Genomic DNA, 26,246 nt, shown 5'->3' on the forward strand with positions numbered 1-26,246 from the left:
GGCCGGCGGTCGACGTGCCGCCGGCCGCTCCGGGCGACGTCGTGCTCTGATCCGAGCGGACTCGCCGTATCTTCGATACACCCCCACATCCCACGCGACGAGGCGCCGCGAGCGCAAAAGGAGTCATGCCCGTCATGATGAGCGAAAAGGTCGAACTGGTCCACAACGTCGAGGCCATCAACTGGAACCGCATCCCCGACGAGAAGGACCTCGAGGTCTGGGACCGGTTGACCGGCAACTTCTGGTTGCCCGAGAAGGTCCCGCTGTCCAACGACGTCCAGTCCTGGGCGACGTTGAGCGACGAGGAAAAGCAGCTGACGATGAGGGTCTTCACCGGTCTGACCCTTCTCGACACGATTCAGGGGACCGCCGGTGCGGTCGCGCTTCTCCCGGATGCGCTGACACCGCATGAGGAGGCCGTCTACACGAACATCGCGTTCATGGAGTCGGTGCACGCGAAGTCCTACTCCTCGATCTTCTCGACCCTGTGCTCGACCAAGGAGATCGACGAAGTCTTCCGGTGGTCCCGTGAGAACGAGTACCTTCAGAAGAAGGCCAATATCATCATGGACTTCTACCAGGGCGACCACCCGCTGAAGAAGAAGGTCGCCTCGACCCTGCTGGAGTCCTTCTTGTTCTACTCAGGCTTCTACTTGCCGATGTACTGGTCCTCGCACGCCAAGCTGACCAATACCGCGGACCTGATCCGGCTCATCATCCGCGACGAGGCGGTGCACGGCTACTACATCGGGTACAAGTACCAGCGCGGCCTGGAGAACGAGACCGAGGAGAGCCGGCAGGAGCTCAAGGACTACACCTTCGAGCTGTTGTTCGAGCTGTACGAGAACGAGGTCGCCTACACGCACTCGCTCTACGACGGCGTCGGCCTCTCCGAGGACGTCAAGAAGTTCCTCCACTACAACGCGAACAAGGCCCTCATGAACTTGGGCTACGAAGCGATGTTCCCGTCGTCGGTGACCGATGTGTCCCCGGCCATCCTGTCGGCCCTGTCGCCGAATGCCGACGAGAACCACGACTTCTTCTCGGGTTCAGGTTCCTCCTACGTGATTGGCAAGGCCGTCAACACTGAGGACGAGGACTGGGACTTCTGAGCCGCTGATCTCACCACGCGCACTTCCGCGTGGCGATACGGGCCGGGCACGCAACCAGTCGCGTGCCCGGCCTTTGCGTTGGACGGGGTGCCGACGACGCCAGCGCAATGCAGGGAGCGCAGGTTTTTCAGGTTGCGCGCCGAAGTCGCCATGTTCCGGCGCTGCGTCGTATTCTCGAAGAGGCAGTCACATCGAGATGAGGAGTGCAGAGTGGCACACAGTGCGTCATCAGTGGAAGAAGCCCCAGCCGACAAGAACGCCGAGCAGGCCGCGGGAGAGCCCGCGGGCGACAAGGACCCATTCGGCCGTCCGGGGGCGCCCAAGCATCCTGCGGACCTTCAGCTCGAGCGCGTATACCGCCAGGTGGGGAACAAAGAGAATCACCACGTGATCGTGGTGGAACAAACCTTCACGAATGCACCGCACGAAATCTGGGCGGCCCTGACGGATCCCGAGAACCTCGCGGTGTGGTTCGAGCCGGTCACAGTCACCTCGAAGGAAGACCGCCGGTTCCGGACCGAGAAGACCGGGACCGAAGGCACTGTCCAGATCTTCGACGCTCCCAGGCTCCTGCAGCTCACGTGGACCAACGATGGTCAGGACAGCGAGTTGCAGATTTCGATCACCCAAACCGCGGCAGGGTCGTCGTTGACCCTTCGGCATCGTGTACCGGCCAATGAACACTGGGACACGTACGGGGCGGGCGCGACCGGCGTCGGCTGGGACGGTGCTTTCCTTGCCCTCCACGCCTTCCTGAGCGGCCGAGCCGCGACGGTCCGCCAGCGGATGGAAGAACTCGAAGGATCCGAACGAGGCAAACGATTCATCGACGCGACCGCGAAGGCCTGGGAGAAAGCCCAGATCGCCGCAGGGTCCGACGAGGACACTGCCCATGCTCAGGCCGAACGCACCGCCGCGTTCTACAAGGGCGAGGCAACCGCATGACCCCAGTTGCCCCAGGCACCGACTGACCACGTCGATCGCTGAACCGGCCACGAGCTACGACGCATCGAGTCACGGCACCGATCAGAGGCTGCCGCTCAACCGGCCATGCAAACGAGCGGACGCGGGGTCCAGGCCCACCACCTGGACCTCGTGTCCGTTCTTTTCGTATCGGTGGGTGATGGAGTCCACGGAGGCAACCGTTGAGGCGTCCCAGATGCGTGCGTCATTGAAGTCGAGGACCACCTCGTGCGGGTCCTCGGCATACCTGAACGAGTAGTAGAGGTCATTCGAGGACGCGAAGAACAGCGTTCCGTGAATCGTGTAGGTCGCCGTCGTCGGTACGTCGCCTTCCTCGTTGGTCACGGTTCTCTCGACGTGGACCACGTGCGCAACCCTCCGGGCGAAAGCGATCATTGCCGCGACGACTCCGACCCCGACGCCGAGAGCCAGATTGTGCGTCAGCACGGTCACCAGAACCGTGAGCACCATGATCAATGTTTCCGCCACCGGCATCCGACGGAGCAGGCGCGGACTGATCGAATGCCAGTCGAAGGTCGTGAAGGCGACGTAGATCATCACCGCGACCAAGGCCGCCATCGGAATGATCGCCAGGACGCCGTGGAGACTCATGATCAGGGCGAGCACGGAGAGGGCCGCGGCCACGGACGAGAGCCGAGTCCGGGCCCCCGCCTTCACGTTGATCATGGTTTGCCCGATCATGGCGCAACCGGCGGAACAGCCGAACAGCCCGGAAACCGTGTTCGCGATCCCCAGGGCCCAGGATTCTTTGGTCTTGGACGAATGGGAATCCGTCAGATCGTCTACCAGCTTCGCGGTCAGAAGCGACTCGATCAGGCCCACGATCGCCATGGCGACCGCAATCGGGGCGATCGTGACGAAGGTTTCCGCCGTCCACGGGACGTCGGGGATGCCGGGCACCGGCAGCGCGTCCGGCAGGGAGCCTTTCTGTCCGACCGTGGGCGCGGCGCCGCCGGCCAGCACCGCAACCCCGGTGACGACGACGATCGCAACCAGCGGCGCGGGAATCACCGTCGTGATTCGAGGAAGCACGAAAACGATGACCAGACCCAGGGCCACGAGGGGGTACACGAGCGATGGAACTCCCATGAGTTCCGGCAACTGGGAGCTGAAGATCAGGATCGCCAGGGCGTTGACGAATCCCTTCATGACCGACCGGGGAATGAACCGCATGAGCTTGGCGGCCCCGACGGCTGCCAACAGGATCTGGATGACCCCGGAGAGGACCACCGCGGCCAGATAGTACTGGAGACCGTGGCTCATGATGAGCGGCGCGGCGACAAGAGCCACCGACCCTGCGGCGGCGGAGACCATCGCGGGCCTGCCGCCGAGCACGGAGGTGACCAAAGCGATGATCACAGCACCGAAGAGCCCTGTGCGAGGATCCAGGCCGGTCACGATCGCGAAGGCCGTGGCCTCCGGGATCAGCGCCAGAGAGGTCACGACGCCGGCGAGCAGTTCGGTCACCCCCTGCCGCGGGTGACGGACGGCGCTCATCACGGTACTGGGGCGGGGCGACGAGGTGGAGGACGATGCCACGGGGAAAGCTCCTGACCTGGAGGTACGACGGATACCAGGGTATAGCAGCCCACGTTGTGCTCATGAATCAGAGTGCGGGCCGATCCAGGTATCCTCGGAGAGTCCGATTCCCAGAGCGGAGGCGCCATGCTGATCGAACGTCACCTCGGGTCCGTCGCGGAAGACTATGAATCGACGCTGTCCCGGCTGCGTCGAGTCGCGTCGGGGGATGAACAGCCCATCCTGAGGTTCTCGAGACCCGGTCCCATCATGGGATTCGGGCGGCGCGACGAACTCAACCCCGGATTCGACGCAGCCCGCCAGGCATGCGAGGTGCACGGTTTCGTCCCGTGGGTCCGAAAAGTCGGCGGACGTGCAGCTGCTTACCATTCGGACTGCATGATCGTGGACCACCTGGTCCGTACCCAAGACCCCACCAGCGGGACGATGGCCAGATACCGCAGCTTCGGCCGACTCTGGGCACGCATTCTCGACGGCCTGGGCATGCCGGCCGACGTCGGCGAGCTGCCGGGGGAGTACTGCGCGGGAGAATACAGCGTCCACGGAATCGCGCCGGGCGGTCAGAAGGTCAAAGTGGTCGGCACCGCGCAACGTGTCGTCTCAGGTGCGTGGTGGTTCTCGGCCGGCGTCGTCGTCTCCCGCCCGGAGCCCCTCCGAGCGGTCCTCAATGATGTCTACAGGGCGTTGCACATACCGATGGACCCGCGCACCGTGGGCTCCGTATCGATGGCCGTTCCGGAGGTTCGGTGGGATGATGTGGAGGACGCGGTACTGGAAGCCTACGAGGAATGGGACAAGCGATGTGTGGACGATATGTCATAGCCAGGGCCCAGGGAGATCTGCTCGGCGGCGTCGAACTGGACGAGTCGATCGCCGACTACAACGTCGCTCCGACCCGGACCGTACCGATTCTGGTCGATCACCAGGAGAACGACTCGTGGACGCGCCGGATCCACTCCGCCCGCTGGGGGCTCCTGCCCCGGTGGGCCAAGGACGAATCCTTTTCGTCGAGGGCATTCAACGCGCGCTCCGAAACCGTGGTCGAGAAGCCAACCTTCCGTCACGCCGTGAAAACCCAACGATGCGCTGTCCCGGCCAACGGATACTACGAATGGGCCAAGCACACCGAGGAGAGCGGGTCGGGTCGTGGCAAGACCCCCAAGACCCCGTACTTCGTCCACCCGCGCGATCCGCAGGTCAGCATCTACTTCGCCGGGCTCTACGAATGGTGGAAGATCCCCTCGGGAGAGGACGCAGGCCAATGGTTGCTGTCGACGACGATCCTGACCACCGCCTCACCCGATGACGAGGCCGCACGGAAGGACGAGACGCTCGGCGAACTCGCCCGACTTCACGATCGTTTGCCCATACCGCTGCGATTCACCGGGGACAACGACGACGAATTGACCTCGTGGCTCCGCGCCGAGCACAGCCCGGAGGAAGCCGTCGAGCGGGTTCGTGACAACGCCTACGACGTCGCGAGCCACTGGATCCTCACCGAAGTCGGCCGCGAGGTCGGCTCTGTGGCAAACAACGGGCCGGACCTGATCGAACCCGTCTCTCGGTTGATCTAGCCCGGCCCAGCGTCATCGCGGGAGCCCGCAGGGGACGATCAGAGCTCCGAATCGTCCTCCGGAATCCATCGTTTGAAGTCCAGGGTCAAGTACAGCGCCAGAGCAGGTGAATTGTCCTCCGCGATTCGCAGGGCGACCTCTTCGTGACCCAGACGGTAGAGCTCGTCGATCGCAATACGCAGCAACTGCTCGGCGAAGCCCTCACGCCGCCGGGACGCCGCGGTGAACAATTCGAAGATATAGGGCGCATCCGGAACGTCGTTGCCGACCCGAGAATCCAGGACGAGAGCCGCGGCGACCAGGCGCCCGGAACCATCGACCACCACGGGTGACGCAGACTCGATCAGAGCGCCGAAATCCCCGTTGAAAACCTTGTGAATGATTTCGAGGGCTTCCGCCTGGCTGCCGACGACGGACTGGTCGTCGTAGGAAGCGAAAAAGAGCTTGGCGAGGCCGTCCGCGTCTTCCTCGGTGACCGGTCGCGTGGTGACCTTCAGGGGGCGCGTGTTTGCCCACGTTTTTCCGATAAGTGTGATCGTGCCGCTCACGATAACCTCCCGCGTTCTGCCGTCCGGTCACGCCATGCAACCGGGAACTGTCACTTAACAGCCTAACCGTCAGAAGCCCAATGCGGGATTACTGAGGAAAATGCGCTTCAAAATTCAGCCGGCAGAAACGTCAGAATTGGGGGATGAGCTCATCGTGAAGGAACAGATACGGGTGATTCCGACAAAGCCCCGGATTCGACCAACACTTCGCCCAAACGGCCCAGGACTTCCTCGGTGTTGTGTCCCAAAGCGTCATGGTGCATGGAATTCGAGGTCCACGTCCGCAGATTCGGGACGCTCGCAGCAGTCTCCATCGCGTGGTCGAAATCCACGTACACGTCCGGCCGATAGGCGCTCGCGGCGACCGGAACCTCGTTGCGGGCCAACCGGTCCAGATCGTACAAATCTCCCCAGTCGTCCTTCGCGGCCAGCAGGCGGGCGGCGTCGGCCAAGGGCGTCAGGGCAGGGTCTTCCTCGAAATACCACGGGTGGATCATTTCGCCGGTGAAGAGCAGCGGATCGGCCTCTTCCGAGTAGTCCGGCCGCGTCGCGCGGATCCTGTCCGCTGCCCACTGACTCGAGACGCCGGGGCCATCGCAATAGATCGCTTCGTGCATGAGCGCGTACAACGGTTGCCCCGCGAAGGAGACGGCGCGGCCGACGTCGGTCAGGAAACGTTCCGACGGAAAGCCACCGCCTTCCACGAAGGCGGACTCGAGCAGATAGTGCAAACCATGCACCCTGGAGTTTCCGCCCAGATGATTGCCCAGCATTTGGAAACGGTGGGGCGTCAGTCGTTCGCCCGAGGACAGTCGGACCTCGTGGTCTCGGAGAAATGCAGCAATCTCCACCGCCCGCGACCTGTCCTCCGGGTACCAGTCGTAGTACTCGAGGTTGCGCTCGGACACGCGGTCGAACGTCGACCGGTACACATCGGTCGGCGAGCTGTGAATGGGCGCGAGGCCCGCGGTCATCCAGGAATGCAGCAGGGAGTCCGGCGCATAGGACAAATACGAGAGAGTGATGAATCCGCCGAAGCTCTGGCCCAGGCTCGCCCAGCGTTTCTCGGGCTCATCCGCCGTCAGCGTCGCCCGCACGCACTCCGCATCGGCGACGATCGAGTCAGCCCGGAAATGTTCGAGCCAGGCCACCTGCGCCGCTGCGTCTCCCCGGCGCGCGAGCGCATTCGCGGACAGGGGAGAGGACAGGCCGGTTCCCCGTTGGTCGGGCAACACCACCCGGTAGGCACGGGCCAGGTGTCGGACCCATCCGGAGTCGGTCAGGGGCCGGGGAGACGGCATGCCCGGTCCGCCTTGCAGATACACCAGAAAGGGCCGGTCGTCGGGTTCGCCCCATGACTCGGCGTCGTGCCGCGTCACCACGCGGGCGAATATCTCGATGGTTTCGGAAGCCGACGCCGACGGGGCGGCTTCCCCATCGTGACTCCACGGCCAGGCGTGGGCCAACGGCACCCGGAACCGGTGCTCGGTCAGCTCCAGCTCACCGATCCGATGGGTCGGGCCGGCGCGGTGGGGGACTGGGGTCGATCCGGGGAATGCCATGCGACCATTCTACGGTCACAGCCCCTCAGGGGCGTGGGGCGTCCTTCAGCGCACCGACGTGATCGACGCGAATCACAGGGGCGCCGACGTCGTCAGAGGACAACAGGTCCACGGTCGCCGTGATTCCGTAGTCGAAGTTGTCGGCAGGATCCGAAAAGGCCTGACGTACCCTCCAAACCTCGGGATCGGACCTGTCCATGGTCAGGTGGCGTGGCGCCCGGGCATCGGCATCGGTGTAGATGTCGTCGTACTCGTCGAAGTACTCGTCCAGTGCGTCGGCCCACCGGTCGGCGTCCCAGCCGTGCTCTCCGTCCAGCTCACCGAGGAGTTTCTCCTTCTCCTCCGCGAAGAGCTCGACCCGCCTGAACATCGCGTTCCGGACCATGATCGTGAAGGCACGCACATTGTCCGTGACCTTCGGTGCCTGCTCCGCCACCAACTCCTCGAGAGAGTCCTGGGTCGGTTCCGCGTCCTCCCCGGCCGTCATTTTCTCCCACTCGTCGATCAACGAGTTGTCCGTCTGCCGGATCAGCTCACCGAGCCACGCGACGAGGTCCTCCAGTTCCTCGGTCAGAGACGAGACCGGAACCGTCTGCCGAAGCGCCCGGTACGCATCGGACAGATACCTCAGCAGAATCCCTTCGGACCGAGCCAACTGGTAGTACTGCACGAAGTCCCCGAATCCCATCGCCCGCTCGTACATGTCACGGACGATCGATTTCGGTGCCAGATCGAATTCCGCAATCCACGGCGCACCCGAACGGTAGGTTTCGAACGCGTCCTCCAGCATTTCGGCCAATGGCTGCGGGTAGGTGATCTGATCCGCCGCGTTCATCCGCTCCGTGTAGTCGAGGCCCTCGGCCTTCATCGTCGCGATGGCCTCGCCACGGGCCTTCTTCTCTTGGGCATTCAGGACCTGGCGGGGTTTCTCCAGCGTGGACTCGATGACCGATACCGCGTCCAGCGCATAACCGGGGTCTTCCATGTCCAGCAAGGACAAAGCCGCCAATGCGAACGGCGACAACGGCTGGTTCAGGGCAAAATTCTCCTGCAACTGGACCGTCAGTCGGACAGTCCGGCCGTCCTCGTCCGGTTCGTCCAGCTTCTCCACGACGCCCGCCGCCAGCAGTTCCCGGTAAATACCCAGGGCCTTTCTCATCAACTGGCGCTGGCGCGGCCTGGGCTCGTGGTTTTCGGTCAACAGCTTCTTGGCCGCCGCAAAGGGGTCACCCGGCCGTTCCAGCAGGTTCAGGAGCATCGAATGCGACACCGTGAATGACGAGGTCAGCGGCTCGGGCACGGCCTGAACCAGCTGGTCGAAAGTCTTCCGCGACCACGCCACGAACCCCTGCGGCGGCTTCTTCTTCTTTCCGCGGGTCGCCTGCGCGACCTTCTTCTCGTCCCCATCGAATTTCTGCTGGGCTTTTTGTACGATCCGGGCGTTCTCGATGTCGTGTTCCGGGGCCTGGACGACCACGGTCCCCGCCGTGTCGTACCCGGCCCGCCCGGCGCGCCCGGCAACCTGATGGAACTCGCGAGCCTTGAGCCGGCGGGTGCGCTCGCCGTCGAATTTGGACAGCGCGGTGATCAGGACGGTGCGAATCGGTACGTTGATCCCGACGCCGAGAGTATCGGTTCCGCAGATGACCTTGAGCAGCCCGGTCTGGGCCAGCTGCTCGACGAGTCGACGGTATTTGGGAAGCATCCCGGCGTGATGGACGCCGACGCCGTGCCTGACCATCTTGTTCAGCACCTTGCCGAAGCCCGAGGAGAAGCGGAAACCCGCGATCGCGTCGGAGACCTGTTGCTTTTCATCTCTGGTCAGGAGATTCAGGCTCATGAGCGATTGGGCCTGGTCCATCGCCTGCAACTGGGAGAAGTGAACCACGTACACGGGAGCTTGGCCGGTTTTCACGAGTTCTTCGATGGCCTCGTGGACGGGTTCCTCGGAGTAGTAGTAGTGCAGCGGGATCGGCCGCTCGGAACTGGTCACGTAGGCCGTCTCCCGCCCGGTCAGCTCGGTCAGCTCGCGCTCGAAGCGAGTGACGTCGCCCAGGGTTGCGCTCATCAGGAGAAACTGCGCCTGGGGCAACTCGAGGAGCGGAACCTGCCATGCCCATCCCCGCTGGGGGTCGGAGTAGAAATGGAATTCGTCCATCACCACTTGGGTCACATCCGCACCCTCGCCTTCCCGGAGGACCACATTGGCCAGGATCTCCGCGGTGCAGCAGACAATCGGTGCCTGGGCATTGACCGAGGAATCCCCGGTGACCATTCCGACGTTCTCCGCCCCGAAGATCGCGCAGAGGTCGAAGAATTTCTCCGAAACCAGCGCCTTGATTGGTGCCGTGTAATAGGAACGCTGACCCTGGGCGAGTCCGGCGAAGTGAGCGGCCACCGCGACCGTCGATTTGCCGGAACCTGTGGGGGTGGCCAGGATGACGTTCGCCCCGGAGGCTATGCCCAGAACGGCTTCGTCCTGCGCAGGATACAGCTCCATGTCCCGTGATGAGATCCAGTCGGTGAAGCCGTCGTAGATCTCCTCCTGGTTGAGGGGATTGGAAGCGTAGTCCCCACGGAAGTAGTGGTGATCCGATTCCGCGAATTTGGGGTCCAGGGCTTCGAGAAGTTTCATCGTTGACCATCGTACCCGCGGACCATGACATGCCGGTCCCCGGATTCGCCGTTCGGGAAGAGCGCCGGGACATAATGAATACGGCTGTTCCCGGAACACAGGAGTCAATCATGAACCTGCCTTTCCCCTCGGACCTCGAGATCGCCCAGGACGCGAAGCTGGAGCCCATCGCGGCGGTCGCTGCGCGCGCCGGAATACCGGAGGAGAGGCTTGAGCCCTACGGCAAGCACGTGGCCAAGATCGAGTTGGAGGCGACCTCCGGCGGAACAGCAACGGGCAGCAAATATGTGGTCGTTACCGCGGTGACCCCCACGCCCCTCGGGGAGGGCAAAACGGCAACGAGCGTGTCTCTGGCCCAGGGGATGGCGGCCAGGGGACGCAATGCCATGCTTGCGCTCCGTCAGCCGTCCATGGGCCCCACGTTCGGCATCAAGGGCGGAGCCGCCGGGGGAGGCTATTCCCAAGTCGTTCCGATGGAGAAGCTGAACCTGCACTTGACCGGAGACTTCCACGCGGTCACCGCGGCCCACAACATGCTGGCCGCAATCCTGGACAACCACCTTCATTTCGGCAATGAGCTGGACATCGACGAGCGCTCCATCACGTGGCGCCGAGTGCTCGATGTCAACGACAGATCACTGCGCAACATCGTCGTCGGACTCGGGGAACGCACCGACGGGGTCACCAGGCAAACCGGCTTCGACATCACCTCGGCCAGCGAAGTCATGGTGATCCTCTCCCTGGCCACGAGCCTGAACGATTTGCACGAGCGCCTGGCCCGCATCGTCGTCGGCCTGACGAGGAGCGGAGAACCCGTCACGGCCCGCGACCTCAAGGCCGACGGCGCGATGTCAGTCATTCTGGCCGACGCGATCAAACCCAACCTGATGCAGACCCTCGAACACACGCCCGCGCTGATCCACGCCGGCCCGTTCGGAAACATCGCGACGGGCAACTCGTCGGTCGTCGCCGACTACGTCGGTCTGGAACACGCCGATTACGTCATCACCGAAGCCAGTTTCGGTGCGGATATGGGAGCCGAACGCTTCTTCAACGTCAAATGCCGTACCAGTGGGCTGCGGCCGGACGCCGCCGTTCTCGTGGTCACCGTCCGCGCCCTCAAATCGCACTCCGGCAGATACCGCATCGTCCCGGGACAGCCACTGCCCGAGGGAATGCTCTCCGAAAGCCCCGAGGACGTCGATGCAGGCGCGGCCAATCTTCGCAAGCACATCGACATCGTCCGGTCCTTCGGCGTATCTCCCGTCGTGGCCATCAACGCATTCCCGACGGACCACGAATCCGAGCACGAGGCAATCCGAACGATCGCCGCAGAAGAAGGAGTCGAAGTCGCGGTGCACAGGGGAGTCTCACAAGGAGGGGCCGGCGCGACCGACCTGGCCGACGCCGTCGTGCGAGCCTGTGACGAGCCAGGGCGTCTCACGTTCACCTATGGCCTCAACGATCCTCTGACCACCAAGATCGAGAAGGTCGCGACCGAGGTGTATGGCGCGGACGGAGTGGATCTCAGCCCAGCGGCCGCACAGCAACTCGAACGCTACGAACGGCTGGGGTTCGGACGGTTGCCGGTCGTGATCGCCAAGACGCATCTTTCACTGTCCTCGGACCCCGGGCTGAAAGGGGCCCCGACAGGGTGGCGGCTTCCGGTGCGCGAGGTCCGGCTCGCGGCCGGAGCCGGATACGTGTACGCCCTCTGCGGAACGATCAGGACCATGCCCGGGCTGTCCCGCCATCCCGCCGCCGAACGGATAGGGTTCGACGAATCAGGGAATATCCAGGGTCTTTTCTGACCCCACCGCCGGGGCCGGACGCGTGAAACAAATCTGCCCCGGAAAACCGGGAGACCGGCGTTCCGGGGCAGAGGAGCCTCTGGCAGGGCGCAGCTTCTACCAGCCTCGCTGGGCCCACTCATCCAGATGGGGCCGCTCGGCGCCCAGAGTGGTGGACTTGCCGTGGCCGGGAAGGATGACGGTGTCGTCGTCGTAGACGTCAAAGATTTTCGTGGTCACATCGTGCAGGAGGGACTCGAAGGCTTCCGGGGAACCGGTCTTGCCCACGCCACCCGGGAACAGAGAATCGCCCGTGAAAATGTAGGTCGGGCCCTCCTCCGGGGTATAAGCCAGCGCAATGGATCCGGGCGTGTGACCGGCCAGGCCGATCACGTCCAAGGAGAAGCCTTCCAAATCGGCCGTGTCGCCGTCCTCGAAGGTGATGTCCATGGGTACGTCGATGTCGGACTCATCGGCATCGCCGCACGCGGTGAGCGCCTCCGAACGGGACTTGATCTCGGGCAGCGCTCGCACATGGTCCCAATGAGAGTGGGTCGTCACGATCAGCTGAACGTTTCCGCAGCAGGCGCACTGGGCGTCGACATCGTGGGCACCCGCGGCCACGAGTCGTGAAATCGAATCGGGGTCGTCCGCCGCATCGATCAACAGCTGGGTGCCGGTCTGCTTGCACGTCACCAGGTAGACGTTATTGTCCATGTCGGAGACGCTGATATAACGGATGGTGACCTTACCCAGGTCGATCTTTTCGGTAGCGATTGCCATCATGCCTCCGAGTGTAGGTCTTCCGACCCGCTCGCGCGCAACCCGCGCGCGAGAGACGTTCACCCTGGGCCGATTTCTCCACCGCGAGCCGCAGATTCGTTAGAATAAATCTTCGAATGGGGAGTGTTCGCGCCAGTCGCACGACCTCCCGGTCCGGAGCAACCACGCAGACAGGCAGGTCATGACCATTCAGCACGTTGAGGGACACGAACCCGGTATGCCGCAGGACCTCACCAGGATTCTGGTCAAGGGCGCACGGGAAAACAATCTCAGGAATGTGGACCTGGATATTCCGCGCAATGCGATGATCGTGTTCACCGGGCTCTCCGGATCGGGAAAGTCCTCTCTGGCCTTCGACACGATCTTCGCCGAGGGGCAACGTCGGTACGTCGAATCGCTGTCCGCGTATGCGCGCATGTTCCTGGGCCAGGTCGACAAACCGGATGTGGACTTCATCGAGGGCCTCTCGCCGGCGGTGTCGATCGATCAGAAGTCCACGTCGAAGAATCCGCGGTCCACGGTCGGCACTATCACCGAAATCTACGATTACATGCGTCTGTTGTGGGCGCGGATCGGGCACCCCCACTGTCCCATCTGTGGGGAGCCGATCGAGAAGCAGACTCCTCAGGCCATCGTCGACCAGCTCATGTCCTCTCCCGAGCGGACTCGATTGCAGGTTCTGGCGCCTATGGTGCGTTCCAGAAAGGGAGAGTTCGCCGATCTGTTCGCCTCACTGACCCAGCAGGGCTATTCCCGTGCAGTGGTTGACGGTGAGCAGATCCAGCTTGCGGAGGCGCCCAAGCTCAAGAAGCAGTACAAACATTCCATTTCCGTGGTGGTCGATCGTCTGGTCATCAAGGACTCGATCCACCAGCGCCTGACCGACTCCATCGAGACTGCGCTGGGACTTGCGGACGGAAGGGTCGTGGTCGATTTCGTCGACGACGATTCGGACGCAGGCCAGCGCACATTCAGCGAGAACCTGGCCTGCCCCAACGAGCACCCGATCGAAACCACGGAGATCGAACCGCGCGCCTTCTCCTTCAACAGTCCGTTCGGCGCCTGCCCTGAATGCGACGGCATCGGGTCTCGTCTGGAGGTCGATGAAGACCTGGTCATTCCCGATCCGGACAAGACCTTGGGTGAAGGGGCCATCGCTCCCTGGTCACAGGGCAAGTCCACGACCGAGTACTGGCTGCGCCTTCTGGCGGGTCTCGGAAAGGAAGTGGACTTCGACCTCAACACCCCATGGAAGAACCTGAGCAAAAAGGCCCGTCAGGCGATCCTCAACGGAAAAGACTTCAAGGTCGAGGTGTCCTACCGCAACCGGTTCGGCCGCGAACGCAGGTACACCTCCGGCTTCGAAGGCGTGTACGCCTACATCAAGCGCAAGCATGAGGAGACCGAGTCCGATTGGGCGAAAGATCGCTATGAACAGTACATGCGTCAGGTTGCCTGCCCCGCGTGTGACGGGGCCCGTCTGAACCCGACCATGCTCGCCGTCACCGTCGGTGGGGCCTCGATTGCCGAGGTCACGGCAATGTCGATGACGGACACCCAAAAGTTCATGGCCGGTCTGGAACTGTCGGAGCGCGAGACGAAGATCGCCGACCAGGTTCTGAAAGAGATCAATGCGCGCCTGCAGTTCCTGCTCGACGTCGGGCTCGACTACCTGAACCTGGAGCGTGCTGCAGCCACGTTGTCCGGCGGCGAGGCGCAGCGTATTCGACTGGCGACGCAGATCGGTTCCGGACTCGTGGGTGTTCTCTACGTCCTCGACGAGCCCTCGATCGGCCTCCACCAGCGGGACAACCGTCGCCTGATCGAAACCCTGAGCAAACTCCGGGACCTGGGCAACACCCTCATCGTGGTCGAGCACGATGAGGACACCATCAAGGAATCGGACTGGATCGTGGACGTCGGGCCGGGTGCCGGCGAGCACGGCGGCGAAATCGTCCACTCGGGCACGTACGAGGATCTCTTGTCGAATCAGCGGTCGCTCACGGGTGCCTACCTCGATCGACGCCGCGAGATCTCTCTGCCCTCGAACCGTCGCCCGATCGACAAGAAACGCACGGTCAAGGTGGTCGGGGCCAAGGAGAACAACCTGACGGGAATCGACGTCGAATTCCCCTTGGGCGTCTTCACCGCCATCACCGGTGTGTCCGGCTCGGGCAAGTCAACCCTGGTCAACGACATTCTCTATACCGCTCTGGCCAACAAACTGAACGGTGCCAAGCAGGTGCCCGGGCGGCATCAGCGCGTCGAGGGATTGGACCATCTGGACAAGATCGTTCACGTGGACCAGAGCCCCATCGGGCGCATGCCGCGATCGAACGCAGCCACGTACACGGGGGTCTTCGACCACATCCGCAAGTTGTTTGCAGAAACCAACGAGGCCAAAGTTCGGGGTTACCTTCCGGGCCGATTCTCCTTCAACGTCAAGGGTGGCCGCTGCGAAGCGTGCCATGGGGACGGCACCTTGAAGATCGAGATGAACTTTCTGCCGGACGTTTTCGTGCCCTGCGAGGTCTGCCACGGTGCCAGGTACAACCGCGAAACCCTCGAGATCCGGTACAAGGGCAAGACCATCGCGGATGTCCTGGACATGCCGGTCGAGGAAGCCGCCGAGTTCTTCTCCGCGTTCACTCCCATTGCCCGGCACCTCAACACCCTCGTCGACGTCGGGCTGGGGTACATTCGCCTCGGCCAACCCGCCCCGACGCTGTCGGGTGGCGAAGCTCAGCGCGTCAAGTTGGCGACGGAACTCCAACGGCGGTCCAACGGCCGGACCATCTATGTTCTGGACGAGCCGACCACTGGCCTCCACTTCGAGGACATCAGCAAGTTGTTGAACGTGCTCCAGGGACTGGTCGACAAAGGAAACACGGTACTGACGATCGAGCACAACCTCGACGTCATCAAGTCGGCCGACTGGATCGTGGACATGGGACCCGAAGGCGGCAGCGGGGGCGGCCAGGTGGTGGCCCAAGGCACCCCCGAACAGGTCGCCCGTGTGGACGGAAGCCATACCGGGTATTTTCTTTCCGAGATTCTGGAGGACTGATGAGCACATCTCGTACCTCGGCTGTTCTGTTCGATCTGGACGGGACGTTGCTCGACCCCGCTGGTGCGATCACGGACGGGATATCCGATGCGATCGCGGCGCACGGGTTCGATCGCCCCGAGCCGGACACGCTCCGCAAGTTCGTGGGGCCGTCCACGGACGAGTCCTTGACCGCCTACACGGAGATTCCGCCCGAATTCCACCGGGACATATTGGCCACGTACCGCGGAGGCTACCTGGAGCGGGCACGGAAGTCTTCGATGTTGTACCCGGGGGTCATGGACTTGTTGCGGGATCTCGCGGAACTCCCCGTTGTCGTCGGCCTGGCGACCCAGAAGCCGCTTCCGACCACGGAAATTCTTCTGCGAGACTTCGGGCTGGTTGAGTATTTCGACGTCGTCTCGGGCTCGAGGGACGAGCTCAAGCCGGAGACCATGGATCTGCCCGCCGACAAGGCCGGGGTCATCGACCGGGCTTTTCGCCTGATTGAGGACCGAGCCGTCAGGGACCCCAGTCTCGGCGTCGTCGATCCCGAGAGGACCGTGATGGTCGGTGACCGGGAGTACGACGTCGCCGGCGCACTGGCCCACGGGATCGACTGCATCGGAGTGTCCTGGGGGTTCGCCTCGGGAACCGAACTCGCGGACGCGGGAGCCGTGAGCATCGTCGACGACATCATGGGGCTGCGTACCGTGATGGCGCGGCAGACCGGGCTGGAGGACCTCATCGGTCCGGCGTGACGGCCTCGGCCTCACCCGTCTCTCCAGAGCGGGATCGTGGTCCGGGAACGGGTACAGTGTTTTCGACGATTCTTTGTGAGGAGAGCAACCCGTGAAGCTGTACCACTTGGCGCAAACCACCGTCACCGGCCTGATGAAAATTGGTTTCCGTGCCCGGGTCACAGGACTCCACCATTTTCCCGAGTCCGGACCGGTGATCGTCGCGTCGAACCACAAGGCGTTCCTGGACAGCGTGATCATTTCCGCGCTCATGCCGCGCCGAGTGGCCTTTCTCGCGAAGGCGGAATACGTGAATTCGCCGGGCCTGAAGGGCCGCGCCATGAAGACCCTGTTCGAACTCATCGACATCATCCCGGTGAATCGATCAGACCAGACCGGACGCCTCAAGGCCCTGGACAAGGGACTGGAACGATTGGAGGACGGACAAGTCTTCGGGATCTACCCCGAAGGCACCCGGTCGAGGGATGGTTTCCTCTACCGGGGAAGAATCGGGGTCGCGTGGTTGGCTCACAAGACCGGCGCACCGGTCGTTCCCATCGGCCTCATCGGCACCGACAGACTCCAGCCCCCGGGGTCCAGGATGATCCGACCGGTTCGTTTCACCGTCCGTGTGGGCGAGCCGCTCTACTTCGACAAGCTGGGGGACCAGCAAACCGGGAAGCAGCGGCGCGAGACCACCGAAACCATCATGGACCGCATCGCGCAGCTTTCCGGCCAGCCCCGCAAGAACGAATACAACACCTCGCCGTCGTTGGACAAGGACGCGGGAAACGACGACTGAACGAAGGAGAAGGAGAAGATGGCGGACCCGGCAAGCTACAGGCCAGGATCGGGCGAGATTCCCACCCAACCGGGCGTGTACCGCTTTCGAGACGAATTCGGCCGGGTCATCTATGTCGGCAAGGCCAAGAACCTCAGAAATCGCCTGAACTCCTATTTCCAGAAACCACAGCAACTCGCACCGAAGACCTACGCCATGGTCCATACGGGGGCGAGCGTGGAGTGGACAGTCGTTGGTTCCGAAATGGAATCGCTCCAACTCGAGTACACGTGGATCAAGCAATACACGCCGCGTTTCAACATCATGTACCGGGACGACAAATCGTACCCGTACATGGCGGTCTCGATGGCGGACCGCTTTCCGCGAGCACAGGTCACACGCGGTGCCAAGAAAAAGGGGACGCGATACTTCGGCCCGTTCTCGCAGGCGTGGGCCATCCGTGAGACCCTCGATTCGCTCTTGAGGGTGTTCCCGGTCAGAACGTGCACCCGGTCTGTCTTCAAACGCGCTGAGCAAGCGGGAAGACCCTGCCTGCTCGGATACATCGACAAGTGCTCGGCTCCGTGCGTCGGTCGCATCAGCGAGGAGGACCACAAGGACCTTGCGGACCAACTGTGCCGGTTCATGGCAGGGGATTCCGAGAAGTACATCCGGAAGCTCACCTCCACGATGGAGACGGCCGCCGAGAACATGGAGTTCGAGCACGCTGCCCGACTGCGCGATGACATTGCGGCCCTTCGCAAGGCATTCGAGCGCAACGCCGTCGTACTCTCGGACTCCGTCGACGCGGACCTCTTCGCCTTTCACGAGGATGAGCTCGAAGCGGCCGCCCAAGTCTTCCACGTCCGAGGCGGCCGCATTCGTGGACAACGAGGGTGGATCGTCGAACGGGTCGAGGACCTCTCTGCACCCGAAATGGTCGAGCAACTGCTCCAGCAGGTCTACGGTGAGTCGGCGGTGACCATGGCCAGCGCACCGGTCGACGCCGAGCTCAACCTCAACGAGATCCCGCGGAACGTCCTGGTACCAGTCATGCCCGAGAACGCCGAGCAGCTCCAGGAATGGTTGTCGGGTCTTCGTGGCAGCAAAGTGACCATCTCGGTGCCTCAACGCGGCGAGCGCGTCCAGCTCATGGGAACCGTGGCGGACAACGCCAAGCAGGCATTGAGTCTGCACAAGTCGAGGCGCGCCGGTGACCTGACCACGCGCAGCGCGTCTCTCCAAGAGCTCCAGGAGGCTCTCGATCTCCCCGACGCACTGATGCGCATCGAGTGCTACGACATCTCTCACGTCCAAGGGACCAATGTCGTGGCTTCCATGGTGGTCTTCGAAGACGGACTGCCGCGCAAATCCGATTACCGGAAGTTCTCGATCCGCGGTGAGGCGGCTCGGGACGACACGGCGTCCATGTACGACGTGATCACCCGACGCTTCAAACGTCACCTGGCCGAGCAGCAGGAGCGGGAGAGCTCGCCCCAGGCTTCGGGAGAGGTCGACCAATCGGAGGCGACGGAACCTGCCAAATTCGCGTACCCACCGAACCTGGTGGTCGTCGACGGCGGGCCCCCGCAGGTCGCTGCCGCCCAGCAGGCGCTCGACGACCTGGGTGTCACCGACGTCCATGTGGTTGGCCTGGCCAAGCGGCTTGAGGAAATCTGGGTCCCGGATGACGACTTTCCGGTGATCTTGCCGCGTTCATCCCACGGACTGTTCCTGCTGCAGCGCCTTCGGGACGAAGCCCACCGATTCGCTATTACGTTCCACCGATCGAAACGGGGCAAGGCCATGCTCGCTTCTGCCCTCGACGGCGTCGAAGGACTGGGAAAGGCCAAGAGGGAAGCGCTCCTGAAGGAATTCGGCTCTCTGAAGGCCATTCGCGAGGCCTCCGCGGAGGACCTGACACGCGCCCAGGGGATCGGTCCTCGGCTTGCCGAAAAGATCCGGGCGCACTTGTCCACAGATGCCGAGCACTCCGAGGACTCCGGGCCCGTATCCGAGTAGGCTTGGGTTCAGGACGCATCGCCGAGTCTTGTCCTCGGTGAGGCGGACACGCCGACATCTCGACACTTTGCACCAGCGGGAGCCAGCCTGTGAGCCAAGACAATCCAACGATCGACCCCGAACGATTGACGCCTGAGAAGCCCGAGCAGACGGAAATGCTGGTCATCACCGGAATCTCCGGCGCAGGGCGCTCGACCGCCGCGCATACTCTTGAGGATGCGGGCTGGTACGTCGTGGACAACATTCCACCGAACTTGTTGGGCCCACTGGTGGACCTGGTGGCCAGAGCCCCGCAGTCGATGCCGAAACTGGCCGTGATCATCGATATCCGTGGCAAAGCGCTGTTTGCTGACTTCAAGGAAGCGCTCGACGTACTGCAGAACGCCCCGGTCGAGTTCACGATGTTGTTCCTGGATGCGACGGACGAGACGATCATTGCCCGCTACGAGGCCCAACGGCGTCCGCACCCGCTCCAAGGGAACGGTCGCATCCTGGACGGCATCCGCGCGGAGAGAGATCTTCTGGCGGATCTCAAGGAGCGGGCCGACGTCGTCCTGGATACCACGAAGTACAACGTGCACGAACTCTCCACGGTCATTTCCCAGACGTACTCGGTGGACGGTCCTTCGATCGTGAACATCACGGTCATGAGTTTCGGGTTCAAGTATGGCGTCCCGGCTGATGCAAACTTCGTCGCGGACGTCCGATTCATCCCGAACCCTCATTGGATCGCCGAACTTCGGCCGCACACCGGCCAAGACGCACCGGTCAGAGACTTTGTGCTCGGCAATGACGGAGCCAATCAGTTCGTGGACTTGTACGTTGAATCCCTGAAGCCGGTGATCGATGGATACCGGACAGAGAACAAGCACTATGCGACCATCGCCGTCGGTTGCACGGGCGGAAAACACAGGTCCGTGGCGGTGACCGAGGAGATCACCAGGCGACTCGGACAGTTGGAGAACGTCACCGTCAACTTCCAGCATCGAGACCTTGGTCGTGAATAGAGGCAGACATGGTTTACTCTTCCCATCGGCTGGACCACCGGGTTCCGGGATCACGACATTCACCCAAAGTTGTGGCGTTGGGCGGCGGACACGGACTGTACGCGTCTCTCAGCGCGCTGAGGCTCGTGACCCCGCACATCACCGCCGTGGTCACGGTGGCGGACGACGGCGGGTCCTCGGGTCGGCTGCGAGACCAATTCAACGTTCTGCCCCCTGGCGATCTCAGGATGGCCCTTTCCGCGCTGTGTGATGATTCCGAATGGGGTCACCTGTGGCGGGAGGCCATCCAGCACCGGTTCTCTGCTCTTCCCGAAGCACCCCGTGAAATCGACGGTCACGCGATGGGCAATCTCCTTCTGGTCAGTCTCTGGCAACTCCTGGGGGACCCTGTTGCCGGTTTGGAATGGGCTTCCCGCCTGGTCGAGGCGCGGGGGCGCGTCCTTCCTATGGCACTGGACCCGCTCGTCATCTCCGGCGAGGCCGTGGCCGAGGACGGCTCGCGCGAGCGACTCATCGGTCAGGCAAAACTCGCCAAGGCCGAGAGGGTCGAGAACCTCGTTCTGGAACCGGTCGATGCCCGCGTGTGCGAGGCATCCGTACGGGCCATCATGGACGCGGACTGGGTCATTCTCGGCCCGGGCTCATGGTTCACCTCCGTGGTTCCTCATCTTTTGCTCCGGGAGAGTCGTGAGGCACTGTGCGAGACCAAAGCAAAAATCTGCGTGTCCATGAACTTGGGCCTCGAGGAGAAGGAAACCGCGGGCCTCGGTGCTATCGGGCACCTGGAAGCATTGGAAAAGTACGCTCCCGACCTGAGCATTGGGGCCGTAATCGGTGACCCGACGTCCATCCAGGAGCAACAGGCCTTCGAAGAGGCCGTTCGCCGACGCGAGGCCAAAATGGTGTGGAGCGACCTGCGGACCCGACGGGGCGAGAATCTGCACAACCCTCTGAGGCTCGCGGCTGCCTACCAAGAGGCCATGCGAGTGCCCGACAACTCTTTCGGCGTGGAACCTGACTCACCGAGCGTGTAATCTCGCGTAGGGACCGGCGGCCCCCGAGGCCCGGTCCGTACTCCACATACCATCAGTCCGGAGGAATACTGAATGGCCCTGACGGCTCTCGTAAAGGACGAATTGGCGAAACTCGAGGTACCCAAATCCTCGACTCGCCGGGCCGAGGTAGCAACCGTGCTCCGCTTTGCAGGTGGCCTGCACCTTGTATCGGGCCAGATCGTCATCGAGGCCGAACTGGATCATCGCGAGACCGCGCGGCGGGTCCAGACGGCCATCGAAGAGCTCTATGGCCATCATTGTGAACTCATCACCGTGTCCGGCGGTGCGCTCAAGCGCGGCGGCCACTACGTGCTCAGGGTCCAGCGTGGGGGAGAGGCATTGGCGCGGCAGACCGGCTTGCTCGATACCCGCGGTCGTCCGGTGCGAGGGCTTCCTCCCACGGTGGTCAACGGTTCGCTCGCCGAATCCGAAGCGGTGATGCGGGGCGCGTTCATGGCCCATGGTTCGCTCACCGAACCGGGCCGTTCCTCCGCCATGGAGTTCACGTGCCCCGGCCCGGAAGCGGCTCTCGCTCTCGTGGGTTCGGCACGCCGCCTCGACATTTTCGCCAAAGCCCGGGAGGTCCGCGGCGCGGATCGGGTGGTCGTTCGCGATGGCGAGACGATCGGGCAACTCCTGCGCCGTATGGGGGCCAGCGGTGTCCTGTCCCAGTGGCAGGACCGTCGAACACACCGGGAAGTCCGTGCCACCGCGAACCGGCTCGCCAACTTCGACGACGCCAACCTGCGGAGATCCGCACAGGCTGCGGTGGCCGCAGGCGCCAGGGTCGAGCGCGCGCTGGAGATCCTCGGTGACGATGTCCCCGAGCACCTTCACTACGCCGGCCGGCTGCGCCTCGCCCATCGCCACGCGAGCTTGGACGAACTGGGGCGGTTGGCCGATCCGCCGCTGACGAAGGACGCCATCGCGGGCCGCATTCGCCGTCTGCTGGCCATGGCGGACAAACAGGCCGCCGCCGAAGGCATCCCCGGGACAGACACAGCACCACAGGGCGCCTCTCGCTGAGGACCTCGACGTCATTGCTGTTTTTCGATGCGGAATGTCCTCGCGCGTCCATGAGCGGACCAACCCGTCGAGTGACTTCAGCTCTGAGCGCAAATTAGCCACACGATCCCACAGAACCACAGGCAGAACCCCGGGAAGCCCCGTCTTCCCGGGGTTTTCGCATGGCTGCACGGGGTGTACGAGGAGCGGAAACGGTCTTCCGTCCCAAAAAATCCCGCAGAAACACACCCAAACACACACAAAATCACCTAAACTGGGATCAGAACCGAACGGACGGTGTCGTCATCGATTCCCAAACCATCCGACGCCTCGCGTTCGGCAGGGTGCATTTCTCCGGAAAGCACTCCCAACGATAAGCACTCAAACTGAGGAGTTTGATCTCAAGTGACTGTACGTATTGGTATCAATGGTTTTGGTCGAATCGGCCGCAACTTCTTCCGGGCCGTTCGTGAGCAGGGCGAGAACATCGAGATCGTTGCGGTCAACGACTTGACCAGCCCCGAGACTTTGGCTCACCTCCTCAAGTACGACTCGATCCTCGGGCCCCTGAAGGCGGACGTCGAGGTTCAGGACGGCAGCATCCTGGTCGACGGCAAGAAGCTTCAGGTTCTCTCCGAGAAGAACCCTGCTGACCTTCCCTGGAAGGACCTCGACATCGACATCGTGCTCGAGTCGACCGGTCTGTTCACGGACGGCGCCAAGGCCAAGGCCCACCTCGACGCCGGCGCCAAGAAGGTCGTTATTTCGGCTCCGGGTTCGAACCTGGACGGTACGTTCGTGATGGGCGTGAACGATGACACGTACGACAACGACACGCACCACGTCGTGTCGAACGCATCCTGCACCACCAACTGCCTGGCACCGCTGGCGAAGGTCCTGGACCAAAAATTCGGAATCAAGGCCGGTCTGATGACCACGATCCACTCCTACACCGCGGACCAGCGTCTGCAGGATGCTCCCCACAAGGACCTGCGTCGTGCACGCGCCGCGGCGGTCAACATGATCCCGACCTCGACCGGTGCCGCCCGCACCGTGGGCAAGGTTTACGAGCCGGTTGCCGGCAAGCTGGACGGCATGGCGTTCCGCGTGCCGACCATCACCGGTTCGATCGTCGACCTCTCGCTGACCCTCGAGAAGGACGTGACCGCGGAAGAGATCAACGCCGCCGTCAAGGAAGCCGCCGAGGGCGACTACGAAGGCATCATCAAGTACACCGAGGACCCGATCGTCTCGACCGACATCGTCGGCGAAGAGATCTCCACGGTCTTCGACGCCGAATTGACCTCCGTGCTCAACGGCCAGGTCAAGGTCTTCGCCTGGTACGACAACGAGTGGGGCTTCACCTCCCGCACCGTGAAGTTCGTCAACAAGTTGGCTGCAGAGCTCTAAGATAGGGAACGGTTCGCTTTCCCTACAACGAGGTTTGGAGAAAAACACCATGGCACATGCTCTGGACGAGCTTTTGGCCGATGGTGTCGAGGGCAGGCACGTTCTGGTCCGTTCGGACCTGAACGTGCCTCTCGACGGCACAACGGTGACAGATGACGGTCGCATCAAGGCGTCCTTGCCGGTCCTGAAGAAGCTGGCCGACGCCGGGGCGAGGGTCGTCGTGATGGCGCACCTCGGCCGGCCCAAGGGCCAGGTCGATCCGCAATTTTCCCTCGCGCCCGTGGCTTCGAGGCTGTCCGAATTGGCGGACTTCCCGGTGACCACCGCGGAGGACACCGTCGGCAGCGACGCGCAAGCGAAGGCCTCCTCGCAGCAGAACGGCGAAGTGCTCGTTCTCGAGAACGTCCGCTACGACCCGAGGGAGACCAGTAAGGACGATTCCGAACGCGGTGCGTTCGCGGATGAACTGGTTGCCGTGGTCGGGGGCGACGCGGCCTACGTCGACGATGCCTTCGGCGCGGTGCATCGCAAGCACACCTCGGTCTACGACATTGCGACCCGCCTTCCGGCCTTCATGGGAGACCTGGTCAAGACCGAAGTAGATGTGCTGTCCAAGCTCATCGAGAACCCTGAGCGTCCCTTCGTGGTCGTGATGGGCGGATCGAAGGTCTCCGACAAACTCGCGGTGATCGACAACCTGATCGGCAAGGCTGACGCATTGCTCATCGGCGGCGGCATGGGGTACACCTTCACCGCAGCCCAGGGCTACAACGTCGGCAAGTCGTTGCTGGAGAAGGACCAGATCGACACCGTCAAGGAGTACCTGGAGCGAGGCAAAGCCGAAGGAACGGAGTTCGTGCTCGCCACGGACGTCGTCTGGGCATCGGCGTTCGCCGCGGACGCAGACCACGAGGTCCGTCCCGTGGAATCGCTCGAAGACGGGAAGATCGGGGCGGAAGGCCTGGGACTGGACATCGGCCCGGAAACGCAGAAGACCTTCGCGCGATACATTTCCGAAGCCCGGACAGTTTTCTGGAACGGCCCCGTCGGAGTCTTCGAAATGGAAGCTTTCGCGCAGGGTACGAAGACGGTTGCCCAGGCTCTCGCCGACACGGAAGCCATGACCGTCGTCGGCGGTGGCGACTCCGCCTCCGCCGTGCGCAACCTCGGATTCGACGACGACCAATTCGGGCACATCTCGACCGGTGGCGGAGCATCCCTCGAATATATCGAGGGCAAGGATCTGCCGGGTCTGGACGTTCTCGGAGCGTGATTGGTTTCGCGGCGGTTCGAACCACGGATGTGGTCGGCCCGCCGTCTTGCGTCGGAGGATGTGCGGATCCGACGGAAGTTTCGCCCGCACACCAGACATCAGCGACGATGCTCACCGAAAGGACATAGATTTTGACGACTCAGACCAACGGAGCCTTCGATCGAACCCCACTGATCGCCGGCAACTGGAAAATGAATATGGACCACGCGGAGGGCGTCGCGCTGGTGCAGAAGCTCGCGTGGACCCTCGACGACGCCAATTTCGACTACGACCGTGTCGAGGTGGCCGTGTTCCCGCCGTCCACCGACCTGCGATCAGTACAGACCTTGGTCAACGGGGACAAGCTCAAGCTCGAGTATGGCGCCCAGGACCTGTCGGACCAGGACTCGGGGGCATACACCGGTGACATCTCTGGCGCATTCCTGAAGAAGCTCGAGTGCACCTACGTTCTGGTCGGCCACTCCGAGCGCAGAACCATCCACCAGGAAGACGACGAGCTGTGCTCCAAAAAGGTTGATGCCGCATATCGGCACGGTCTGACCCCCATTCTGTGCGTCGGGGAAGGACTGGAGGAGCGCAAGGCCGGGAACCACGTCGGGTTCACCCTCGAACAGCTCCGCGGCTCGCTCAAGGGCCTGTCAGCGTCCAACGCCAAAACTCTGGTCGTGGCGTACGAACCAGTGTGGGCCATCGGTACCGGCGAGGTCGCGGGCCCGGAAGACGCCCAGGAAATGTCAGCTGCCATTCGGGCGGAGCTCGAAAACCTCTACGACGCCGAGACTGCATCCGCTGTCAGGATCCTCTACGGGGGTTCGGTCAAGGCGGCCAACGCGGCGGCAACTCTCGCTGAGAAGGATGTCGACGGCGTCCTCGTCGGGGGTGCGTCTCTCAAGGCCGAGGAATTCGCGAACATCGCACGCTTCGAGAAGCACGTGGTCTCCGAATAGGCAGTTGGCGGGGGACAGCCGCGTGCTCTGTTCCCTGTCCACCGGATGCACCAGTCAACGAGGCACCGTCTTGACCCATGGCGTATAGTCGGGTCGGAGGAACAGAGCCCGGCGTCTGCTGAGCAGGCCGGGCTGAGACACGAAGGCACCGAAAGGTCGAAGTGGAAATTGTACGTTGGGTCCTCTTGGGGATCATCGCGCTGACCAGCATCATGACGGTTTTCTTTGTCCTGCTCAACAAGGGCAAGGGCGGCGGACTGTCCGACATGTTCGGCGGGGGAATGAGCACCTCCCTGAATTCATCCGGCGTCGCTTCGAAGAACCTGATACGCCTGACCGTGACAACGGCTGTCATCTGGGTTCTCGCGATTATCGGCTACGCCCTCTTCCTGCGCTTCACGGCCGTCTGAGACGAGTTACGTTCAGGACGTTG

At 63.0% G+C, this 26,246-nt stretch carries 21 protein-coding genes; 16 read left to right on the forward strand and 5 right to left on the reverse strand.

The annotated features are described in order from the left end of the window. Positions 1-137 precede the first annotated feature (137 nt). Together nrdF and ACTSLZ_RS07915 are read left to right on the forward strand one after the other, a co-directional pair. Positions 138-1,112: a class 1b ribonucleoside-diphosphate reductase subunit beta gene (gene nrdF / locus ACTSLZ_RS07910; protein WP_443096114.1), complete on the forward strand. Its 975-nt coding sequence runs from the start codon at positions 138-140 to the stop codon at positions 1,110-1,112. A gap of 210 nt (positions 1,113-1,322) precedes the next feature. Further along, positions 1,323-2,057: an SRPBCC domain-containing protein gene (locus tag ACTSLZ_RS07915; RefSeq protein WP_443094656.1), complete on the forward strand. Its 735-nt coding sequence runs from the start codon at positions 1,323-1,325 to the stop codon at positions 2,055-2,057. 81 nt (positions 2,058-2,138) lie between these two features. Here ACTSLZ_RS07915 and ACTSLZ_RS07920 read toward each other — a convergent pair whose 3' ends face one another. Next, positions 2,139-3,593 (reverse strand): SulP family inorganic anion transporter, encoded by a 1,455-nt coding sequence (locus ACTSLZ_RS07920; protein WP_443096115.1) that lies wholly within the window; start codon positions 3,591-3,593, stop codon positions 2,139-2,141. Positions 3,594-3,761: 168 nt separating this feature from the next. On the opposite strand from ACTSLZ_RS07920, the gene ACTSLZ_RS07925 reads away from it, so the two are divergent. After that, positions 3,762-4,457 (forward strand): lipoyl protein ligase domain-containing protein, encoded by a 696-nt coding sequence (locus ACTSLZ_RS07925; protein WP_443094657.1) that lies wholly within the window; start codon positions 3,762-3,764, stop codon positions 4,455-4,457. Further along, complete coding sequence (locus ACTSLZ_RS07930) at positions 4,436-5,209, forward strand: SOS response-associated peptidase (protein ID WP_443094658.1); 774 nt, start codon at positions 4,436-4,438, stop codon at positions 5,207-5,209. Before ACTSLZ_RS07925 ends, ACTSLZ_RS07930 begins: the two co-directional genes overlap by 22 nt. A gap of 38 nt (positions 5,210-5,247) precedes the next feature. Here ACTSLZ_RS07930 and ACTSLZ_RS07935 read toward each other — a convergent pair whose 3' ends face one another. The 3 genes from ACTSLZ_RS07935 to ACTSLZ_RS07945 form a co-directional block, all read right to left on the reverse strand. Further along, positions 5,248-5,757, reverse strand: a complete 510-nt coding sequence (locus ACTSLZ_RS07935) for a GNAT family N-acetyltransferase (RefSeq protein WP_129314329.1) — start codon at positions 5,755-5,757, stop codon at positions 5,248-5,250. Between the two features lie 149 nt (positions 5,758-5,906). Continuing rightward, complete coding sequence (locus tag ACTSLZ_RS07940) at positions 5,907-7,319, reverse strand: alpha/beta fold hydrolase (RefSeq protein ID WP_443094659.1); 1,413 nt, start codon at positions 7,317-7,319, stop codon at positions 5,907-5,909. Positions 7,320-7,344: 25 nt separating this feature from the next. Beyond that, positions 7,345-9,954, reverse strand: coding sequence for a DEAD/DEAH box helicase (locus ACTSLZ_RS07945; protein ID WP_443094660.1), 2,610 nt, complete (start codon positions 9,952-9,954; stop codon positions 7,345-7,347). 110 nt (positions 9,955-10,064) lie between these two features. Here ACTSLZ_RS07945 and ACTSLZ_RS07950 point away from each other — a divergent pair, with 110 nt between their 5' ends. Continuing rightward, positions 10,065-11,765, forward strand: coding sequence for a formate--tetrahydrofolate ligase (locus ACTSLZ_RS07950; RefSeq protein ID WP_443096116.1), 1,701 nt, complete (start codon positions 10,065-10,067; stop codon positions 11,763-11,765). Positions 11,766-11,861: 96 nt separating this feature from the next. Here the strand turns inward: ACTSLZ_RS07950 and ACTSLZ_RS07955 are convergent, their stop codons facing one another. Continuing rightward, on the reverse strand, positions 11,862-12,527 hold the full coding sequence (locus tag ACTSLZ_RS07955; RefSeq protein ID WP_443094661.1) for an MBL fold metallo-hydrolase: 666 nt from the start codon (positions 12,525-12,527) through the stop codon (positions 11,862-11,864). 181 nt (positions 12,528-12,708) lie between these two features. Here ACTSLZ_RS07955 and uvrA point away from each other — a divergent pair, with 181 nt between their 5' ends. The 11 genes from uvrA (at position 12,709) to secG (ending at position 26,223) form a co-directional block, all read left to right on the forward strand. Next, positions 12,709-15,594 carry an excinuclease ABC subunit UvrA gene (gene uvrA, locus ACTSLZ_RS07960; protein WP_443094662.1) on the forward strand — a complete coding sequence of 962 codons (2,886 nt, stop codon included), beginning with the start codon at positions 12,709-12,711 and terminating at the stop codon, positions 15,592-15,594. Continuing rightward, positions 15,594-16,334, forward strand: a complete 741-nt coding sequence (locus tag ACTSLZ_RS07965) for an HAD hydrolase-like protein (RefSeq protein WP_443094663.1) — start codon at positions 15,594-15,596, stop codon at positions 16,332-16,334. Before uvrA ends, ACTSLZ_RS07965 begins: the two co-directional genes overlap by 1 nt. A 133-nt stretch (positions 16,335-16,467) precedes the next feature. Continuing rightward, positions 16,468-17,115, forward strand: a complete 648-nt coding sequence (locus ACTSLZ_RS07970; RefSeq protein WP_443096117.1) for a lysophospholipid acyltransferase family protein — start codon at positions 16,468-16,470, stop codon at positions 17,113-17,115. A gap of 18 nt (positions 17,116-17,133) precedes the next feature. Beyond that, positions 17,134-19,116, forward strand: a complete 1,983-nt coding sequence (gene uvrC, locus ACTSLZ_RS07975; RefSeq protein WP_397554721.1) for an excinuclease ABC subunit UvrC — start codon at positions 17,134-17,136, stop codon at positions 19,114-19,116. 89 nt (positions 19,117-19,205) lie between these two features. Then, positions 19,206-20,123: an RNase adapter RapZ gene (rapZ, locus tag ACTSLZ_RS07980; RefSeq protein WP_397554720.1), complete on the forward strand. Its 918-nt coding sequence runs from the start codon at positions 19,206-19,208 to the stop codon at positions 20,121-20,123. Positions 20,124-20,131: 8 nt separating this feature from the next. After that, positions 20,132-21,157, forward strand: coding sequence for a gluconeogenesis factor YvcK family protein (locus tag ACTSLZ_RS07985; protein WP_129314336.1), 1,026 nt, complete (start codon positions 20,132-20,134; stop codon positions 21,155-21,157). A 72-nt stretch (positions 21,158-21,229) separates the two neighbouring features. Continuing rightward, positions 21,230-22,204 carry a DNA-binding protein WhiA gene (gene whiA / locus ACTSLZ_RS07990; RefSeq protein WP_443094664.1) on the forward strand — a complete coding sequence of 325 codons (975 nt, stop codon included), beginning with the start codon at positions 21,230-21,232 and terminating at the stop codon, positions 22,202-22,204. A 384-nt stretch (positions 22,205-22,588) separates the two neighbouring features. Further along, positions 22,589-23,593 carry a type I glyceraldehyde-3-phosphate dehydrogenase gene (gene gap, locus ACTSLZ_RS07995; RefSeq protein WP_443094665.1) on the forward strand — a complete coding sequence of 335 codons (1,005 nt, stop codon included), beginning with the start codon at positions 22,589-22,591 and terminating at the stop codon, positions 23,591-23,593. Between the two features lie 49 nt (positions 23,594-23,642). Next, the gene (locus tag ACTSLZ_RS08000) at positions 23,643-24,866 is read left to right on the forward strand and encodes a phosphoglycerate kinase (RefSeq protein ID WP_443094666.1); all 1,224 of its coding nucleotides are present in this window, start codon (positions 23,643-23,645) and stop codon (positions 24,864-24,866) included. Between the two features lie 131 nt (positions 24,867-24,997). Continuing rightward, positions 24,998-25,813 carry a triose-phosphate isomerase gene (gene tpiA / locus ACTSLZ_RS08005; RefSeq protein ID WP_397554716.1) on the forward strand — a complete coding sequence of 272 codons (816 nt, stop codon included), beginning with the start codon at positions 24,998-25,000 and terminating at the stop codon, positions 25,811-25,813. Between the two features lie 161 nt (positions 25,814-25,974). Then, positions 25,975-26,223 (forward strand): preprotein translocase subunit SecG, encoded by a 249-nt coding sequence (gene secG, locus ACTSLZ_RS08010; RefSeq protein ID WP_129314341.1) that lies wholly within the window; start codon positions 25,975-25,977, stop codon positions 26,221-26,223. The last annotated feature ends 23 nt before the right edge of the window (positions 26,224-26,246 follow it).

The sequence above is a fragment of the Rothia koreensis genome, from assembly GCF_052232265.1.
Classification (GTDB): Bacteria; Actinomycetota; Actinomycetes; order Actinomycetales; family Micrococcaceae; genus Rothia; species Rothia koreensis.

Coding starts and splice junctions, on each gene's coding strand:
- nrdF (WP_443096114.1), top strand. CDS start 138: ATGAGCGAAAAGGTCGAACTGGTCCACAACGTCGAGGCCATCAACTGG.
- ACTSLZ_RS07920 (WP_443096115.1), bottom strand. CDS start 3,593: ATGAGCGCCGTCCGTCACCCGCGGCAGGGGGTGACCGAACTGCTCGCC.
- ACTSLZ_RS07925 (WP_443094657.1), top strand. CDS start 3,762: ATGCTGATCGAACGTCACCTCGGGTCCGTCGCGGAAGACTATGAATCG.
- ACTSLZ_RS07930 (WP_443094658.1), top strand. CDS start 4,436: ATGTGTGGACGATATGTCATAGCCAGGGCCCAGGGAGATCTGCTCGGC.
- ACTSLZ_RS07940 (WP_443094659.1), bottom strand. CDS start 7,319: ATGGCATTCCCCGGATCGACCCCAGTCCCCCACCGCGCCGGCCCGACC.
- ACTSLZ_RS07945 (WP_443094660.1), bottom strand. CDS start 9,954: ATGAAACTTCTCGAAGCCCTGGACCCCAAATTCGCGGAATCGGATCAC.
- ACTSLZ_RS07950 (WP_443096116.1), top strand. CDS start 10,065: ATGAACCTGCCTTTCCCCTCGGACCTCGAGATCGCCCAGGACGCGAAG.
- ACTSLZ_RS07955 (WP_443094661.1), bottom strand. CDS start 12,527: ATGGCAATCGCTACCGAAAAGATCGACCTGGGTAAGGTCACCATCCGT.
- uvrA (WP_443094662.1), top strand. CDS start 12,709: ATGACCATTCAGCACGTTGAGGGACACGAACCCGGTATGCCGCAGGAC.
- ACTSLZ_RS07965 (WP_443094663.1), top strand. CDS start 15,594: ATGAGCACATCTCGTACCTCGGCTGTTCTGTTCGATCTGGACGGGACG.
- ACTSLZ_RS07970 (WP_443096117.1), top strand. CDS start 16,468: ATGAAAATTGGTTTCCGTGCCCGGGTCACAGGACTCCACCATTTTCCC.
- uvrC (WP_397554721.1), top strand. CDS start 17,134: ATGGCGGACCCGGCAAGCTACAGGCCAGGATCGGGCGAGATTCCCACC.
- ACTSLZ_RS07985 (WP_129314336.1), top strand. CDS start 20,132: ATGGTTTACTCTTCCCATCGGCTGGACCACCGGGTTCCGGGATCACGA.
- whiA (WP_443094664.1), top strand. CDS start 21,230: ATGGCCCTGACGGCTCTCGTAAAGGACGAATTGGCGAAACTCGAGGTA.
- ACTSLZ_RS08000 (WP_443094666.1), top strand. CDS start 23,643: ATGGCACATGCTCTGGACGAGCTTTTGGCCGATGGTGTCGAGGGCAGG.